Source organism: Pseudomonas sp. E45-MNA-CIBAN-0222 (assembly GCF_040310405.1).
GTDB classification, from domain to species: domain Bacteria; phylum Pseudomonadota; class Gammaproteobacteria; order Pseudomonadales; family Pseudomonadaceae; genus Stutzerimonas; species Stutzerimonas stutzeri_AC.
On the sequence record NZ_JBEOPU010000003.1, the window covers coordinates 80,585 to 96,610 of the forward strand.

Consider the following 16,026-nt stretch of genomic DNA (forward strand, 5'->3'; position numbering starts at 1 on the left):
CTCCGCTGCGTGTTTCGTTCCGGCACCTGTGCGTCCACGTAGGACGAAGTCTGGTGGGGAACACGCCCGTTCTTTTGCCTTGTAGGCTGGTCGGGCCATAAGCCGCTCAAGTCATCGCCGAGTGCTGCGTCGTGCACGTTAAATAGGTGCTTTCGACAGGCGACAGCTGAGGGGCGCAGTCATCTAATCCGACTCATCTTGTGCCGCCCCGTTCCGCATGAGCGCATGCTGGCTGTCGCCTCAAGCGCCAATTTCAGGCGGCTCAAGCGGTCTCAAAGCCCCGCCAGCTGCCGCTTCGTTTGTTTTGCTCGGGGCGCTTTGAGCGAGCCGTTTGCGCAACAGACTGCAACCATTCACCCTTGGCTCACGGCACGGGCTGGCCCATGATCGGCCTTTGCCTTCACAGGTTGCTGGCATGTCTCGATTCTCTCGTCCATCGGCTTCGGCGCTGGGTCGCTTTCTGCAACTGGGTGGCACCGGTGCGCGCATCGCCGGCAACCTGCTGGTGCAGCGCATCACGCCGGGCAAGACGCGTATCGACTGGGTGCCTGTTGGCGAATTGCTCGGTGATGCGCTTGGGCAGATGAAGGGCCCGGTGTTGAAGCTCGGTCAGCAGGCCTCGCAATGGCAGGATCTGCTGCCCGAGCCGATCAGCGCCGCGCTGGCGCGCTTGCAGAATCAGGTGCCTTCGCTGCCGTTCGATGCGCTGGAAGCCAATCTGCAGCGCCTCTACGACGGCAAGTTGTACGAACTGTTCGAGTCCATCGAGCCCGAGCCAGCCGCGGCCGCCTCGTTGGGGCAGGTGCACCGCGCCCGGGATCGGCAGGGCCGGGCGCTGATCATGAAGGTCCAGTACCCCGGCATCCGCGCCATCTGCGATGCCGACTTGCGCCAGTTGCGGCGCTTGATGCCGCTGGGCCGATTGTTCGGCACGCCGCCCTCGCGTCTCGATGCGGTCTATATCGAGCTGCAACGGGCTATCGACGAAGAATTGGACTACGACGCCGAGCGCGCCAATCTCGAAGCCTTCCGCGAGCACTTCAGCAACTGGCCGGGCATCCGCATTCCCTTTGCCGCGGGCGAACTCTGCCGGCCCGGCGTGCTGGTGCTGGAAGACCTGCCGGGCCGCTCCATGGCCGAGGTCGAACAGGCCCCGGCGGAGGTGCGCCAGCGCCTGGCCGAAACCCTCTGCGAATGGCTGGCCGAGCAGGCATTCGGTCTGCAACGGCTGCATACCGATCCGCATCCCGGCAACCTCGCCTGGACCGAGTCCGGCGAGCTGGTGGTCTACGATTTCGGCAGTGTGCTGCGCCTGGAACCGCGTTTGCTGGCGGGCTACGTACAGATATTCGAAGCACTGCGTGGTACCTCCAGCGAGGCGCTGGAGCCCGGTTTTCAGGCCCTGGGCGGACGCCAGCCGGGAAGCACGCCGCCGCACGGGCTGTACCGAAGCATTCACCTGATGCTGCACCCGCTGTTGCAACCCGGTGCGCAATGGGACTTCCGCGAAGCGGCGCTGCATCAACGGCTGTCCGAGCTGTTCCCATTGATGATGTCCGCACTCGGCAGCCTGCAACCGGCTTCCGGCACCTTGCTGATCAACCGCACCCTGGAAGGCCATTACTGGAACCTCTACCGGCTCGGCGCTTGCCTGCCCATCGCCGACCTGCTCGCCGAGCATATCGAACGCTGGCGCAGCGAAGCCGGCGCCCGTCGACCGTAAATCTGGAGATCGTCATGCCGTTGGAATCATTCCCCGAAGGATTTCGTGCGCTCGTCATCGGCGCATCCGGTGGCATCGGCGCCGCATTGGTCGATGCCTTGCGCAGCGATCCGCGCTGCGCCTCGGTCATTGCGCTGAGTCGCTCGTCCGGGCCGGCGCTCGACCTGACCGATCCCGCCAGCATCGAACAGGCCGCGGCCAGCGTGGCGGGGCAGGGGCCGTTTCACCTGATCATCAACGCCGCCGGCGTGCTGCACGGTGGCGACTTCATGCCGGAGAAGCGCCTGGCCGATCTCAACCAGGCGCAGCTGCTCGCCACTTTCCAGATCAACACCCTCGGCCCGGCCATGCTGCTGCGCCACTTCAGCGGCCAGCTCGACCGGCAGCGCGGCGTGTTCGCCATGCTCTCGGCCAAGGTCGGCAGCATCGGCGATAACCGCCTCGGCGGCTGGTACAGCTACCGCGCCTCCAAGGCCGCGCTGAACATGCTGCTCAAGACCGCCTCTATCGAGGTGCGCCGTAGCCAGCCGAATGCCGTGCTGCTGGCGCTGCATCCCGGCACGGTGAACTCGCGGCTTTCACAGCCATTTCGTGGCGCCGAAATCGGCAGGCCTGCGAGCGATGCCGCGCGGGATCTGTTGCAGGTAATTGATGGTCTGGGACCGGAGGCCAGTGGTCGGTTTTATGCGTATAGCGGGGATGAGTTGCCCTGGTAGGGGTAGCCGCTGGGGCGGATGCTCGCGGATAACCAGCAGCCCGGGGCACCAGCTAGCGTTGAGCGATCCATGATCTCTCATTGGAAGCGTCGATGCAGATCCGGAAAGATGTCTTGGGCGAACCAGGAGGGTAGCCCGGGTTCGACCGTTCGCGACTTCGGCGTACGGCTGACCACGATGCCGGCCTTGATCAATCGTGAAAGCTCGTCGATGGCAGGTCGTGACGAAAGCCCGGTGAATGTCTTGAACTCACTACGCGGCAACGAACCCTGCAGCAGAAGCGCCAATACAGCTGGTGCGCTTTCCTGGCGTATGCCCACATCGAGCAGTTTCTCATTCGTCTTGAATGCTCTGATGACCCGCTCCCGAAGCTTGTCGCGGTTTAAGGCTTCGGTCATGTAATCCACTTGGTCGTGACACACGTCGAGCATGAACTCGATGAATGCGAAGTAGTGCTTCTGGGACATCTGGCCTCGACCGTCGTAGTCACCTTCCCGGGGCCTGTCGGCCATGGCCAAGGTTCTATAGTAGTCCTCGTGCCGGCGGGCGAGGCCACGTGACAAAGACCAAAGATGAGGTTGCAGGCCAAGCTGTACGAGCTGCAGGTGCGTGATCATTCGAGCCACACGGCCGTTGCCATCCAAGAACGGGTGTACCCACGCTAAGCGGTGATGATTAGCGAGCGTAGCAATCAGACGGCGCCTAGGGTCCTGGCTAGCTCCATAGAACCTCTGAAGATGTTCCAGCATTGCCTGGACGGCAGCAGCAGCGGGGGCGGCATGGTTTCCAACGACTACCTCGTCTGCTGGCTGGCTACGCAATTTGCCAGGTACCAGCACTCTGCCATCTGACAGGCGACGGCTGTTTTCATCTGTCCCGTCAAACAGGCGAAAATGCACCGCGCTGATCAACTCGGGTGAGAACATGGCGTGGAACTCCGGAGCCTTGAGGCGCAGGGCACGCTCGAACACGCGTTGGACTTCCATATGCTTGACCGCAAGATCCTTAAGGAGCTGGCGCTCTCTCTTGGGAGCGTTCTGCGCCTTCTGCATCGCCGCGGGCTCGGTGTACTGCCCTTCTATCAGGTTCGAATAGTAGGTGTTGGTGATGAGCAATAGCTTGCCCAAACGAGCAGCAGTTTCGGGGGCAACTCGGCCAGCAAGAAATGCTACCTTTGCTGGCAGCGAATCCGCCTTCTCGATGATGGAACTCGGCAGCTGTTCCGAGAGCACAGGATCAAGCCAGGTCTTGGATGTAATGAGCGTCATGACGATGACATTTCGCTTCGGTCAGGAAATTCGGCAAGTCTAGCACTCATCGCTGCACATTTTTTTTCACAAATATCCAGTCTGCATGCCCCGCCAATATTGAGGCTTGGCTTTTTTAATCAAGCTCCGCCTGCATATTTATAAGCACATTTCGAAAGCACCAGTCATCTCTCAGCCCGGCGCGGCATTCTCCCCAGGCCGATATGCACCTACGCCTCGTCCCCATTGTCTATGTTGATGATTACCGCCCAGGCCATCGCCGGGGCGGCGGTGACCACAACAATAAGGATGAGCACGATGCGTTTGCTTCAGATCAGCAGATTGACCCTTGCCGTGGCGATCGTTGCCACGGGCCACATCGCCGACGGCGCGATTCTGGAAGGCGGGGCGGTCGCAGCTCCGGATGAGTACAGCGCCAAGGTGGCCGCTCAGGTGCTCAAGGCCGGCGGCAATGCGGTGGATGCCGCGGTGGCGACCGCCTTCACCCTGGCCGTCACCTACCCCGAGGCGGGCAATATCGGCGGCGGTGGCTTCATGACGCTGTATATCGAGGGCAAGCCGTACTTTCTGGATTACCGGGAAGTCGCGCCCAAGGCCGCCAGCAAGACCATGTACCTCGACGACAAGGGCGAGGTGATCGAGAACCTGAGCCTGGTCGGCGCCAGGGCCTCCGGCGTGCCCGGCACCGTGCTGGGCATGTGGGAGGCACACCAGCGCTTCGGCAAGTTGCCCTGGAGCGAGCTCATCACCCCGGCGGTGGGCTATGCCCGTGAAGGCTTCACGGTGGCCGACCAGCAGTACCAGTACCGCGACGACGCCCTCGGCCTGTTCAAGGGTACGACCAATTTCGAGGATTACTTCGGCGCCATGAAAGCCGGTTCCACCTTCCGCCAGGCGGAGCTGGCCGAGACCCTGGAGCGCATCGCCGACAAGGGGCCGGATGATTTCTACAGAGGCAAGACCGCTGACCTGCTGGTGGCCCAGATGCAGCGTGACGACGGGCTGATCAGCAAGGAGGACCTGGCCGCCTACCGCGTCAAATGGCGCGAGCCGATGCGTGTCGACTGGCAGGGCAACAGCCTCTATACCGCGCCGCTGCCAAGCTCCGGCGGCATTGCCCTGGCGCAGCTGATCGGCATGAAGGAGCAGCGCGCCGCCGACTTCAAGGGTGTCGAGCTGAATTCGGCACGTTACATCCACCTGCTGGCGGAGATCGAAAAGCGCGTCTTTGCCGACCGTGCCGACTACCTCGGCGACCCGGACTACTCCGACGTGCCGGTCACGAAGCTGACATCGCCTGATTACCTGAAGCAGCGCGCGGCCGAGGTCAATCCAACGGCCATCTCCGAGACCGAGAAGGTGCGCCCGGGCCTTGAGCCAAGGCAGACGACCCATTTCTCCATCGTCGATGCCGACGGCAATGCGGTCAGCAACACCTACACCCTCAACCTGGATTACGGCAGCGGTGTGGTGGTCAAGGGCGCCGGCTTCCTGCTCAACAACGAAATGGACGACTTCAGTGCCAAGCCGGGCGTCGCCAATGCGTTCGGTGTGGTCGGTAGCGACGCCAATGCCATCGAGCCAGGCAAGCGCATGCTGTCCTCCATGAGCCCGAGCATCGTCACGCGTGACGGCAAGGTCAGCCTGGTGCTCGGTACACCGGGCGGTTCGCGCATCTTCACCTCGATCTTCCAGGTGCTGAACAACGTCTACGACTTCGACATGCCGCTGGAAAAAGCCGTGGCCGCGCAACGCGTGCACCATCAGCTGCTGCCGAAGGACACCATCTACTACGACGCCCACGCACCGCTGACCGGCAAGGTGGCCGACAAGCTGAAAGCCATGGGCTACACGCTCGAGGATCAGGGCTGGCTGATGGGTGATATCCAGGCGATACGCGTCGACGGCACCCGCTTGCAGACCGGCTCAGACCCGCGCGGGCGTGGCGTCGGGATGATCGTCAAACCCTGATGGGTGAGGGGAGAGAGCAAACGGAGGGAATTGCTGCCGTCTTGTGATGCTTCATGCGCCGCAGTGATCTACGGCGCATGAGGTTGAGCTTTCACCGCCGCACATGGGCTGTGCGGCGTTGAGCGGGACGCTTACTGCGGGCGGTAGATGGCGCACAGCTTGTTGCCGTCAGGGTCGCGTACGTAGCTGAGGTGCAACGCGCCGAGGCTGGTTTCGCGCAGTCCTGGTGGCTCCTCACAGGTGGTGCCGCCATGGGCGACGCCGACATCGTGAAACGCCTTGACCTGCTCGGCCGAGCTGCACTTGAAGCCAATCGTGCCGCCGTTGCCGACGGTCGCTTCTTCACCATTGATGGGTTCGGTCACGCCGAACAGACCGCCATCGTGACGGTAGAACAGGCGCGTGTGCCCGGACGGCGCCACATTGCGCAGCGGCTCGCCTGCGCCGAGTACGCCGAGCACGGCATCGTAGAACCGCTTCGCTCGTTCAATATCATTCGAACCGACCATTACATGGTTGAGCATGGGGGCCTCGCTAGGTGATTTGGATTTGTGCGGCTATGGAGCGAGCACTCTAGCATCGGGATGAAGAGGGCGGGCAATGGTGGGTTGGGCGGTGAGCGCTGATGTTGGTACCGACGATCACCGGCAGCTTTCGGCCAGAAGCAGTCATCGAACGCTTGATAAAATTTGAGTGATTCAGGCGCATTACCCACGACGACTACTTCGCCATCGAGTTGATGGGTATTAGCCTTGTTCAACTCCCGGCATACTGTTCGAAATATAGGGAGCAAGATGATGAGCGATGAGCTTTATATTTCCGTCGATGTCGAGACTTCGGGGCCGGTGCCGGGCATCTATAGCCTGCTCTCCATCGGCGCTTGCGTCGTCTCAGAACCCGCTCAGTCAATCTATCTCGAACTTCAGCCTGACGGCCTACAGCACGATCCGGAGGCGGTCGCCGTAACTGGCCTCGACCTCACCAGGCTCGAAAACGAAGGGTTAGCCCCACAGACGGCAATGCTCAAGCTGGAGCAATGGTTGAGCCAGATATGTCCGGCAGATCAGAAAGTCGTTTTCGTGGGACTGAATGCCCCGTTTGACTGGTCGTTCATCAACTACTACTTCCACAAGTATTCTGGGACGAACCCCTTTGGGTTCACCGCACTCGACATGAAGGCGTATTACATGGGGGTTACCGGATGCCGCTGGAGGGAAACTAAATCCTCCCAAATGACCGCTCGTTTCACCCCCCAAAGCGCTCCCAACCATAACGCGTTGGACGACGCACGATTTCAGGGGGAGCTTTTCGCTCTCATGCTGGAAGAGGCACGTAACCGCTAACCTGGCCAACTGCCCCGGATGGCCTCAACATAACACCCATCCCTGAAAGACCAAGCCTTTATGCCTTCGTTGCTGCTGGAGTTGCCCACAATGATTGCTAGCGGGTGCGGCAGCTGTTGGGTGTAGTACGCGGCGAACCTGGAAAAGCTCCCGATATCAGTGGGGGAGATCATAGGAATGCTTTGCGGGTGCGTATGCCAGTACCCCACCAGGCGGAGACCTGTGGCGTTAGCCTGCTCAATTTCCTTTCGACAGCGACGAGCATTCAAATCCAGCCAGGCCCTACCAGCCCGATCATCTTTATGAGGAGGAGTTGCCAAGGCCAGTACCAATCCGGCAGCGCCTGAAGGGTCAACGAAGAGCTGTCCTCCACGCTCTACATCAAAGTTTTTCTGTCTGTAGCTCTCCAGCAGGCTCGCAACCTCCTGCGATACCAACAGAGAAGTGTTTAGCCCGGGCCAGGTCCATTGCCAGGCGATCGCCGTCATTTACTTCTCTCCGATATTTCTGGCCAATCGCGCTCCAGCTGGGCCTGCTGCATTCCGGCAGGTAGCTCAGGCCCGAGATAGTTACCTCCCAGCGTAACCACGTCATCAGGTCGATTGATGCTGCTGACCCAACTCGGGCTACCGATGTTGCCATTCAACGCTCGTAATGCAGCTTGAGAAACCATCGAAGCAATGTTCACCATCCCAAGTGAGCCTCCCGGGATGAAACTCTCCCCGCAGGCGGGAAGGGCGACGACCCCTCCTTCCGGCCACTCGGTGAACTTGTGCTTAAAATCACCGTTGTCTGTGAATAGGCCTCGAGCATCAAATGCACCAGATGGCGCAAGGAGCACATGCCCCACCTGTGTATGAGGTTCACTCCAGGCCTGGAGTAACCCCCAGGAGGTGCCATTTGACTTGGCCCCCCACAGCGCCACCTCCGACTGCCAGTCTGCGGTAGTAACCACTACCAGATCCGCTTTATCAAAAACCTCGGGATTCTTGTACATCACCACTTCGGCGAAGGTGGCGAACGCCGCGACTTCCGTGGTGGGCAGGTCTTTGCGAATTTTTTCCTGAAGCGCTTCGGCCTTGGGGAGACCAAGGTCATCGGCACCGAGCACATGTCTGCCAAGATTTGCCGAGACCAAGTGGTCCGGGTCAATGAGTGTCAGATGACCAACACCCGAACGCGCCAACTGTAGGGCAACGGTGCTACCCAATGAGCCTACCCCAACGCAAACGACGCGAGCTCCTTCTAGCTTCTGCGCCACGCCACTGAGGTCACGGGACAAAATCTCCGTCCTATCCAGCACATCCAGCGTCGTTGCTCGGATCAGAACTGGGGGATGATTGACTGCAACTGCAGGCCGGCGCCGCGCTGATCGCAGGTAAAACCTCGATCCTCGATCCAGCTGTGGGCCGTATGCGCGAACGTTCAGGCAGTAGATTGGGGCGCTGGTATCCCCGGGTAGCTCCAAAGCGATCCAGCGGTTGGGCAGTGAGCCACGCTCATTGAACCAAGCCACCAGCTGCGCTCTGTCATTAGGAGCAAGATGCGGCAAAAGCCATGTGAGCAGTAGCTCAGGGGCGGGAAGACGCAGGTCCGGATAGCTCCGAAGCTTTGCATAGAAACCTGGGGCCTCCGGTGCTCGCATCCTTGGAGATCGGCCAATCGTCCGCCAGCAGTGCCTTTTCAGGGATGCCAGATCCGTGGCGAACCAGACTGTTTCTTGTCCAGATGGTAACGTTTGCCGAGGATCGCTAAGGGCATACAGCTTCGAGGCAGCTTGAGGGCGATCCAAAAGGATAAGGTTCTGTAGAGATAGCCCTTGCTGCCTAGACCAGTACGATGTGATTTCGCGACGAAATTCGGCATCCCGGGTAGCCGCACATGAACCCATCCGGGACAAATTTACGATCTTGCCTAACCGCGCCAGGCTATCCGATACCACATGTTCAGGGGTGCCCATCACAGGGCGCTCCTGGAAACCATGCAGGCAGAGTCCGACTTCCATAGCATGAGGCCATAAAAGCCATGGCGAGGGCTCGACTGTAAGCCTCAACCCACTGCGGGGGAAATTCCTCGGAAAGCCGATGCGTAGCCGCCGCTCCGTGCCCGTATAGTCAACTGGCAGAGGAAAGTAGTAGCTCGCAGCTTCACCGGTCCGAGCGACCGCAGGCTGAAGCAGTGCCAGTGCGGCATCTTCGCCAAGAGCACCTCGCAGCGCGGCTATACCACGCTGCAGAGACGTATCCGTCTGATCAACCAAGACGCCCAACTGGCTTCACATCCTCTTGAGAGCTCGCAGTCCCGCTCACGCCGCCAAACATGGTGCCCATTAACGTGGCGTTTCGGGTGGTGCCATCAGGCCGGCCAGGCATCGTCCAGTTGGGCGGAATTTCGCTATTCACTGCCGAAATGAAGGTAGGGCCAATGCCGAAGTTTTCATTCACTGCTTTGGCAAACGCTTCTGCGGACTCGAAGCTTTCAAGTCCCAGCGAGACCGATACGCTGGCATTCTCGTGCCACTCCTGGAATGCCCGGCGGTAGCGATGTCCATCGAGCGGCCTATTCCATTTTTCAGCGAAGTTTTCGCCGCTATCTGCCGGGTTGCAAACCTGGCATTCGTTGCCCCGGTACTTAACGTGATCCGGCATCCTTCGCACGATTTCGAGGATGGCATCTAGCGGCCTTAGCGGCGTCGACTGGGACTCTTTCGCCACATCAAGGTAGGCGTGGGTAGCGAGAGTGGTGATAACTGCCGAAATCGGACGATGATCCGTATTTTTGGTGCGGATGGCCCACTCATCCCGATGTCGCTTCAGCAGCTTGATCGTTGCCCGAAGTGGGTCTTGATCGAGATAGTCCTGATACTGCGGCAGCGGATCCTGAGTGGCGGCATCAAAAGCGCGCTGGTTTTTCGCGACAGCCATATGTTCCGCCAAGGAAATGGTTTGCGTTGACGCGACCTGCAACCATTTTGAGTAGGGGATCGGGCTACTCGCCTTCCACCCAGTCTCCCGATCGGGTACCTCCAGCTTACCTTCGCCATTGCCTTGAAAATTCCCATTGATGGCTCGCGCTGGCGTGACATCGATGTGGAATCCAGGGTTTTCGTCAGCATAGATAATCCGGATGCCTCGGCGTAGTTGCTTGATTTCCTCCTGGACACGGCTGCCAGCCTTGAAGCGTTCCTCAATGGCATCCAGAACCTCTCGAGCTCCAGCACCCTGGGCATGAGGGAGCCAAATAATGGCGTCCGCGTCGATGGTGTCCAGATCCTCTGGGGCGCCAGAAACGGGTTTGATCGTTGTCTTCAGGCGCATGGAGCCTTGAACAAAAATGTGCGCCTCCGCCAATAGTGGATTGTCGGAAGCGTTGAGGATCTTCTCAAGCTGGGAGTATCGGTCGTTGATCTTCTCGTACTGTGCTTCGGACAGTGAGATCTCCTTCGCAGCGCGGAGCAGAAAGTGCTCCCAGCTTCCGCGCTTGGTCTGTTCATTGCTCATGGACATCAACGAACCTCCTGGGCTTGGTGGCCCAACTGTAGTGTTGGCGTGAACCTGTTTTGGTTGTCCTTATCTCGATCGAAAATCAGGTAAGCGTGTTGGTGTTGCGTAGTAAGCAAGGCCCCGAACTCAATTGCCAAAGCAGCGGGAATCGCCGCGAACACATGGATCGTGTCTGCAGTCATGGCCTCAAGCCGGCTCAAGTGCGTTTGTAGAGCGTCGCGAAACGCGTGTATCACGCGACGGTTCTGAACCATCGCATAGCTGGGCACTGGGATGCTCAGCTCAGCGATACGCGCACCAGGTAGTGCCTCTTCGACATCGCGAGCTGGGACTTGCGCGGAGATAGACAACACCAAAGCCAGCGGGCCTTCTCCATCCGAGGGCGGGGTGAACACAAACTTGGGAGGTTCGGCTGACTGGTCAGGCCAACGTAGCTGGTGTTCGCGGTTGAACGAGAAAAGCAGGCGCTTGGATCGATCTCCTAAGGACTGCCCCAGCATGATCAGCGCTGGGATGTCAGCTACGCCCACTACGGCCAGCGCAGGAGCATCACCATAGGCTCCTCCGCGGCGCTTTAGCTGCTGCTCTAATTCGTGCTGAATGTTGTCCTTAATGCTCTGCCAATAGTGGGCATCCCTGCCACGATGGCTCGGGGCAGGAAAAGTGATCTTGATAGGATGATCGAATGCAGTCAGTCCCTCTGAGGACATTGCCACCAACAGGTCACGGACGGGGATGTCGTTGTTCGTTGCGAAATGCTGGCTTTGAACAATTACTGGAATCGCTCTTCCACCGTCAGGAGTGGTTGCCGCCAGCCGGACTCGCTCCAGGTATGCTTGGTGCAGGCCGCTAAGATCGCTTTCCGGATATCCATCAGCATCCCGATCGATTTTGTCATGGCAACCAGGGCAGAGAAGCATGAGATTGGCTGGGTCGTTGGTAAGCGACGCAGCCTTGGCTTCGTCATGGTCAGATCGACCCCGTGGGCCCTTGGGGCTAGCTGGCAGGATGTGGGCTACCTCGCCCCATTTCATGGGCTTACCTGCACGATAGTCATACATGAGGTCGGTGCCGCACAGCTCACAATGGCCTGCAGCCTGAGTCCACACGACACGCTTTGTCACTTCGTCGGTGTCGTAGCGACCGCTGGCAATATTGGCTTTTCCTTGTTTTTCCACGAATCCTCCTTGAAACATCAGGAACACTGATGCGCGTTAGCTCTTTGATGTCAAGTAAGGTCGATAAATTGGAAATCAAGGAAGGAGGATAAAATAAGTGCGTACCTGAAGGATCGGCCACGGCCAAGGCACTGGATTACAGCTTAAAACGCGGGGTAGCGCAGACGCGCTACCTAGATGATGGTGCTGTGCCCATCGACAAGAATGCGGTCGAGAACCAGATCCGGCCGTGGGCGCTTGGACGTTCGAACTAGCTCTTCGCAGGGTCACTGCGCAGCGGCAAGCGGGCGGCGGCAATCATGAGCCTGATCCAGTCGGCACGGATGAATGGGCATGACCTCTCTCGCGGCATCTATCAATGCTTCAAATACCGCGCGGTTTGCATCGCCTGGCAAAGAGCGCTCGATGCTCATGCTGTGCTTGTGATCCAAGAGATCTCCCCACTCAACTCGCTGAGCTGGCAGAACGCCTCTCGGTTGACGTAAGGGTCGTGCCCGAGACTTAAACCCGGGGCGATTCAATCGGCCAGAAGCAGTAGTGCTAAACCTCTCCGCCAATTCTCCATTACGCCTCTCTCAGCCAGGACAACAACCCCAGGTGATAACCATCGCAACGCTTGCGAGCCAACGAATAGGCGTACTCGACCTTCTCGTACGTCACTTCAGGCTCCACAGCCTCGAGATCCTTCATTGTCTTCTCAATCGCATCATGGTGTGACTTACAGACAGCGCGATTGGCAAGACAGCTTAGACCTCGAAGCATCATCTCAATGGCCTTTGGCCCTGTTGCCAATACAAGGTCTTTCGTCGGTGGAAGAAGCCAGCTGAAGTCCATCTCTTCCCGGCGTCCTTCAGAAGGAACTCGCCCCTCAATCAGGTCGGTCCAGTCCTTTTCCAACTTGATGGAGTTCATACGACGCGCCAGTTCGAAACGTAGGGTATTGAGTGGTGGCATCGGAGCATTACGGTCAAGCACGATTACCAGAGCATCCTGAACTGGCCAATCGTCGATCATCACCGCGGTTTGCTGGGTATCAATAATGGTGAAAGGAGGTGCCCCCCCCCAATCGGATGGGTACCCTCGCGGGGCAGATCGGCGCTGTTTTGATGACCTTCATTTCCGGACAATTGGCATCCTGAAGAGGCTTGCTGACTGTCCCTATGGTTCCTTCCCACTTGGACTCCTTGCGCACGTCATCATCAGTGATGAAGTACCACCAGTCCGCCAGCTCAATCATCGAATTTACGTGTGAGAAGTCTGCCAATCGAAACCCACGTGAGAGTCTGAGAGACTGGCCGACGTCAGAGATCCTTTTTCCGAAAATCTCCAGGGCATTATTGACGGACCCGCAGTGAAATTCGATGTGATCAACGCCACTCAGGTTGACCTGCAGCTCGATATCAACCTCCCTTTCAACTGCGTCAAAAACGATATCGGGTCCGTTTTCCAGCACCTCCATATCTGAATCAGGATTGTTCTCGAAGAAGAGCTGTAGCTCCTCGCGGAGCAAGCAGAGCTCAGCAAACTCTTCTGGCTCCTCTCGCCTGGCCTTTTGTTGAGCAATCTCAAGCAGGAAGATCCGCTCTAGCTGGTCCATGACGAAGAGTTCGGAAGGCTTATGGTTCGGACTAGGCATGAGCTGGCTGCCCTGAAAATCGGGTTTCCCATTTTGGGGTGGTGGCCGAATGTGCCGGATTTGTATCGTCTTCTCAACCGGGGCAATTACGCGACCGGTACAGGAACACGACTAAGAGGCGATCCATGGCAATCCATTCCCCGTTCTACCGCGAGCTGAATCTGGCGCGCGTACAAACCCTGCTCAAACGCAACTACAGCTATGACACGATTGTCCGGGTGGTCCGCGACGAGACTGGGGTAAGCATGACCCCAACCAAGCTTCGCCACTACGTTGAGGTAAACGAGCTTGCCTCAAAACAGATGCTGTTGAGCAGCAAGGCGATGCAATCTCTGGAGGTGCAAGGCGATCCTCAGATATCTTGAGAGGAGTGCCCCTAGGGCGGTGTTCGCTAGAGAGTACCTTGGGTCTTTGGAGGGGCGATATCCCGGTCGCACGTCATGGGCTGTCAAAGCCGTTGACGTTGGTCGCACCGGGAACCGCTACAGCAAAGGCCGCACACTAGCGATGTGCAGGACCTACTTCGGTCTCTTTCGCCCGTCCCCAGCCCCAGTCCCCGAATACAAGAACTTCGACCCGCAATGCCCGCTTCTGGCCGATAGCAGTCAGCCGCGACCCTAACCCAACCCCGGCAACCCCCTCTCCAACCTAAGACAAACCCACTCCACAAACGCCCGCACCCTTGGCGATAGCTGCAAGGCGTGGGGGTAGACCAGTTGGATCGGCAAGTCCTTCGGCTCGTAATCCCTGAGCACCCTTACCAGACGGCCATCAGCCAGTTCATCGGCGACCTGATAGTGCATCAGCCGCGTGATGCCGAGGCCTTGCACGCAGGCCAGGCTCGCGGTGCGGATCTGGTTGCAGGTCAGGCGTGGGGTGATTTCTTCGGCCTGTTCCTTCTCGCCGTGGCGGTAGTACCAGTGGCGGCCCTGGGCGGCGAAGAGGATGCAGGCGTGGTCTTTGAGCGCCGCCGGGGTGTCGATGGCGGGGGCGGTGTTCAGGTAGTCGGGACTGGCGCAGGTGACAAGCCGGGTGCTGCCGATCTGTCGGGCGACCATGGCCGAGTCGGGGAGGTGGCCGATGCGCAGGGCGAGGTCGAGGCGTTCGTCGAGCAGCGGGACGATCTGGTCGCTCAGGTTCAGCTCGACGCGGATCTCTGCATGTTCCTTGAGAAATTCGCTCACCAGCGGCGCGACGTAACGTTGGCCGAACTCCATAGGTGCGGTGATGCGCAGCAGGCCGCGGACGGTGCCATCGCTGGCCTCCAGTTGCTGCTCCATGTCGGCGAAGTCCGCCAGCATGCGCCTGCTCCAGGCCAGGTATTCCGCACCCTCATCGGTGAGGGCCATGCGCCGGGTGCTGCGGTTAAGCAGGCGCACGCCGAGGTGCCGCTCCAGCGCGGCAAGTGAGCGCACCACCGATGCCACGGATTGCCCGGTGGCATCGGCGGCCGAGCTCAGGCTGCCGTTGTCGACGATGCGAGCGAAGTTGGCCATTGCCTTGAGCTTGTCCATTGCCACCCCGGGATTTGTGCGATTGCTGCATAGATGTTGTCAGGCCCGCGGCATAGGTGAAACCCGTGTGGCGGCTGACACTGCAGGGACTGAGGTCTTTTGGAGTTTCGCACATGAATCAATCAGCCAGTCCCGCTCGCATTCTCGCCTACGACCACATCGGTATTCGTGTCAGCGATCGGCCGCGGGCGATGGCCTTCTACCAGACGCTTGGCTTCGTCGAGAGCGCCAGCTTCCCGCTGTTCGAGGCGAACGAGATGCTCAGCCCGGATGGCGTGCGCATCAACCTGATCTTCAACGGTGCGCGTGCGCCCGACGCACACAACGTGCTGCTGGATGCGCCGGTCAAGCGGCCCGGTATGACCCATCCGGCCTTTATCGTCGATGACCTCGCGGCGCTCCAGCATTGGCTCGAGGTGCAGGGCATCGTCATCACCGAGGGGCCGCATCCCATCGGCCCGCGGCGGATCGCGCTGTTCATCCGTGACCCGGACGGCAACGTTCTGGAATTCAATCAGCTCATCAGAGGAGGTGCGCAATGAAACTGTACGACCTGGGTCCGTCCGGCAACTGCTACAAGGTGCGGCTGTTCGCTGCGCTGGCAAACATCGACCTTGAACGGGTGGCCGTGGATTTTGCCAATGGCGCGCACAAGAAGCCGCCGCTGTCCGAGCTGAACCCGCTGGGGCAGTTGCCGATTCTGGATGATGGCGGGCATATCGTCCGCGACTCGCAGGCCATTCTGGTTTACCTCGCCGGCGCTTACGGCGGCCTGGCGTGGTGGCCGGACAATCCGCGCGGGCAGGCGGAGATCGTGCAGTGGCTGTCCTTCACCGCAAACGAGATCCAGCAGAGCCTGAATGCGGCGCGGCTGGTGCAGAAGTTCGGCTATCCGCTGGACAAGGCCGCGGCGCTGGCCAAGGCGCCGGCGGTGCTCAAGCTGCTGGACGACCATCTGCAGCGCCACGATTGGCTGGCGATCGACCGGCCGACCATCGCCGATTGCGCGGTCTACCCTTACGTGGTGCTAGCGCCGGAAGGGGATGTGGATCTCACGCCGTACAGCCATGTCGCCCGCTGGATGGAGCGGCTGGAAGCGTTGCCGGGGTATCTGCCCAAGCCCTGAGTGTCGATCAGGTAGGCAGGTTTACTGACAAAACCGCTGTCGGCCAGC

General features: G+C 59.6%; 16 protein-coding genes and 1 pseudogene. 8 read left to right on the forward strand and 9 right to left on the reverse strand.

Features of this window, described 5'->3' with window-relative positions:
- The first annotated feature begins 415 nt into the window (after positions 1–415).
- Together AAEZ08_RS05825 and AAEZ08_RS05830 are read left to right on the forward strand one after the other, a co-directional pair.
- Positions 416–1,723 (forward strand): ABC1 kinase family protein, encoded by a 1,308-nt coding sequence (locus tag AAEZ08_RS05825; protein WP_500123903.1) that lies wholly within the window; start codon positions 416–418, stop codon positions 1,721–1,723.
- A gap of 14 nt (positions 1,724–1,737) precedes the next feature.
- Entirely contained in the window at positions 1,738–2,439 is a 702-nt protein-coding gene (locus AAEZ08_RS05830) for an SDR family NAD(P)-dependent oxidoreductase (RefSeq protein ID WP_500123904.1), read from the forward strand.
- Between the two features lie 77 nt (positions 2,440–2,516).
- Here AAEZ08_RS05830 and AAEZ08_RS05835 read toward each other — a convergent pair whose 3' ends face one another.
- The gene (locus AAEZ08_RS05835) at positions 2,517–3,707 is read right to left on the reverse strand and encodes a Fic family protein (protein ID WP_500123905.1); all 1,191 of its coding nucleotides are present in this window, start codon (positions 3,705–3,707) and stop codon (positions 2,517–2,519) included.
- A gap of 297 nt (positions 3,708–4,004) precedes the next feature.
- On the opposite strand from AAEZ08_RS05835, the gene ggt reads away from it, so the two are divergent.
- Entirely contained in the window at positions 4,005–5,678 is a 1,674-nt protein-coding gene (gene ggt / locus AAEZ08_RS05840) for a gamma-glutamyltransferase (protein WP_500123906.1), read from the forward strand.
- Positions 5,679–5,809: 131 nt separating this feature from the next.
- Here ggt and AAEZ08_RS05845 read toward each other — a convergent pair whose 3' ends face one another.
- A complete protein-coding gene (locus AAEZ08_RS05845; RefSeq protein ID WP_003285382.1) occupies positions 5,810–6,202 on the reverse strand; it encodes a VOC family protein in 393 nt (130 codons plus the stop codon).
- A 270-nt stretch (positions 6,203–6,472) separates the two neighbouring features.
- Here AAEZ08_RS05845 and AAEZ08_RS05850 point away from each other — a divergent pair, with 270 nt between their 5' ends.
- On the forward strand, positions 6,473–7,021 hold the full coding sequence (locus tag AAEZ08_RS05850; RefSeq protein ID WP_197444641.1) for a 3'-5' exonuclease: 549 nt from the start codon (positions 6,473–6,475) through the stop codon (positions 7,019–7,021).
- On the opposite strand, the gene AAEZ08_RS05855 is transcribed toward AAEZ08_RS05850, so the two are convergent.
- From AAEZ08_RS05855 to AAEZ08_RS05870, 4 genes are all read right to left on the reverse strand, one after another.
- Positions 7,018–7,509, reverse strand: coding sequence for a Mov34/MPN/PAD-1 family protein (locus AAEZ08_RS05855; RefSeq protein WP_197444642.1), 492 nt, complete (start codon positions 7,507–7,509; stop codon positions 7,018–7,020). The genes AAEZ08_RS05850 and AAEZ08_RS05855 overlap by 4 nt on opposite strands.
- Positions 7,506–8,303 (reverse strand): ThiF family adenylyltransferase, encoded by a 798-nt coding sequence (locus AAEZ08_RS05860; RefSeq protein WP_500123907.1) that lies wholly within the window; start codon positions 8,301–8,303, stop codon positions 7,506–7,508. The genes AAEZ08_RS05855 and AAEZ08_RS05860 overlap by 4 nt, the downstream gene beginning before the upstream one ends.
- Before the next feature lie 970 nt (positions 8,304–9,273).
- Positions 9,274–10,527, reverse strand: coding sequence for a nucleotidyltransferase domain-containing protein (locus AAEZ08_RS05865; RefSeq protein WP_312963156.1), 1,254 nt, complete (start codon positions 10,525–10,527; stop codon positions 9,274–9,276).
- Positions 10,527–11,720 (reverse strand): SAVED domain-containing protein, encoded by a 1,194-nt coding sequence (locus AAEZ08_RS05870; protein ID WP_312963168.1) that lies wholly within the window; start codon positions 11,718–11,720, stop codon positions 10,527–10,529. The genes AAEZ08_RS05865 and AAEZ08_RS05870 overlap by 1 nt, the downstream gene beginning before the upstream one ends.
- Positions 11,721–11,803: 83 nt before the next feature.
- Between AAEZ08_RS05870 and AAEZ08_RS05875 the strand changes: the two are divergent.
- Positions 11,804–12,040 (forward strand): annotated as a pseudogene (locus tag AAEZ08_RS05875) (IS66 family transposase); the annotation flags it as partial.
- A 226-nt stretch (positions 12,041–12,266) separates the two neighbouring features.
- On the opposite strand, the gene AAEZ08_RS05880 reads toward AAEZ08_RS05875, so the two are convergent.
- Both AAEZ08_RS05880 and AAEZ08_RS05885 read right to left on the reverse strand, forming a co-directional pair.
- Positions 12,267–12,716: a hypothetical protein gene (locus tag AAEZ08_RS05880; protein WP_312963157.1), complete on the reverse strand. Its 450-nt coding sequence runs from the start codon at positions 12,714–12,716 to the stop codon at positions 12,267–12,269.
- 19 nt (positions 12,717–12,735) lie between these two features.
- Complete coding sequence (locus tag AAEZ08_RS05885) at positions 12,736–13,299, reverse strand: hypothetical protein (protein ID WP_500123908.1); 564 nt, start codon at positions 13,297–13,299, stop codon at positions 12,736–12,738.
- Between the two features lie 164 nt (positions 13,300–13,463).
- Here AAEZ08_RS05885 and AAEZ08_RS05890 point away from each other — a divergent pair, with 164 nt between their 5' ends.
- The gene (locus tag AAEZ08_RS05890) at positions 13,464–13,703 is read left to right on the forward strand and encodes a hypothetical protein (protein ID WP_197444646.1); all 240 of its coding nucleotides are present in this window, start codon (positions 13,464–13,466) and stop codon (positions 13,701–13,703) included.
- A 252-nt stretch (positions 13,704–13,955) separates the two neighbouring features.
- On the opposite strand, the gene AAEZ08_RS05895 is transcribed toward AAEZ08_RS05890, so the two are convergent.
- Positions 13,956–14,852 (reverse strand): LysR family transcriptional regulator, encoded by an 897-nt coding sequence (locus AAEZ08_RS05895; RefSeq protein ID WP_500123909.1) that lies wholly within the window; start codon positions 14,850–14,852, stop codon positions 13,956–13,958.
- Between the two features lie 113 nt (positions 14,853–14,965).
- On the opposite strand from AAEZ08_RS05895, the gene AAEZ08_RS05900 reads away from it, so the two are divergent.
- Together AAEZ08_RS05900 and AAEZ08_RS05905 are read left to right on the forward strand one after the other, a co-directional pair.
- The gene (locus AAEZ08_RS05900) at positions 14,966–15,394 is read left to right on the forward strand and encodes a VOC family protein (RefSeq protein ID WP_500123910.1); all 429 of its coding nucleotides are present in this window, start codon (positions 14,966–14,968) and stop codon (positions 15,392–15,394) included.
- The gene (locus tag AAEZ08_RS05905; RefSeq protein WP_500123911.1) at positions 15,391–15,978 is read left to right on the forward strand and encodes a glutathione S-transferase family protein; all 588 of its coding nucleotides are present in this window, start codon (positions 15,391–15,393) and stop codon (positions 15,976–15,978) included. The genes AAEZ08_RS05900 and AAEZ08_RS05905 overlap by 4 nt, the downstream gene beginning before the upstream one ends.
- Positions 15,979–16,026: the final 48 nt, after the last annotated feature.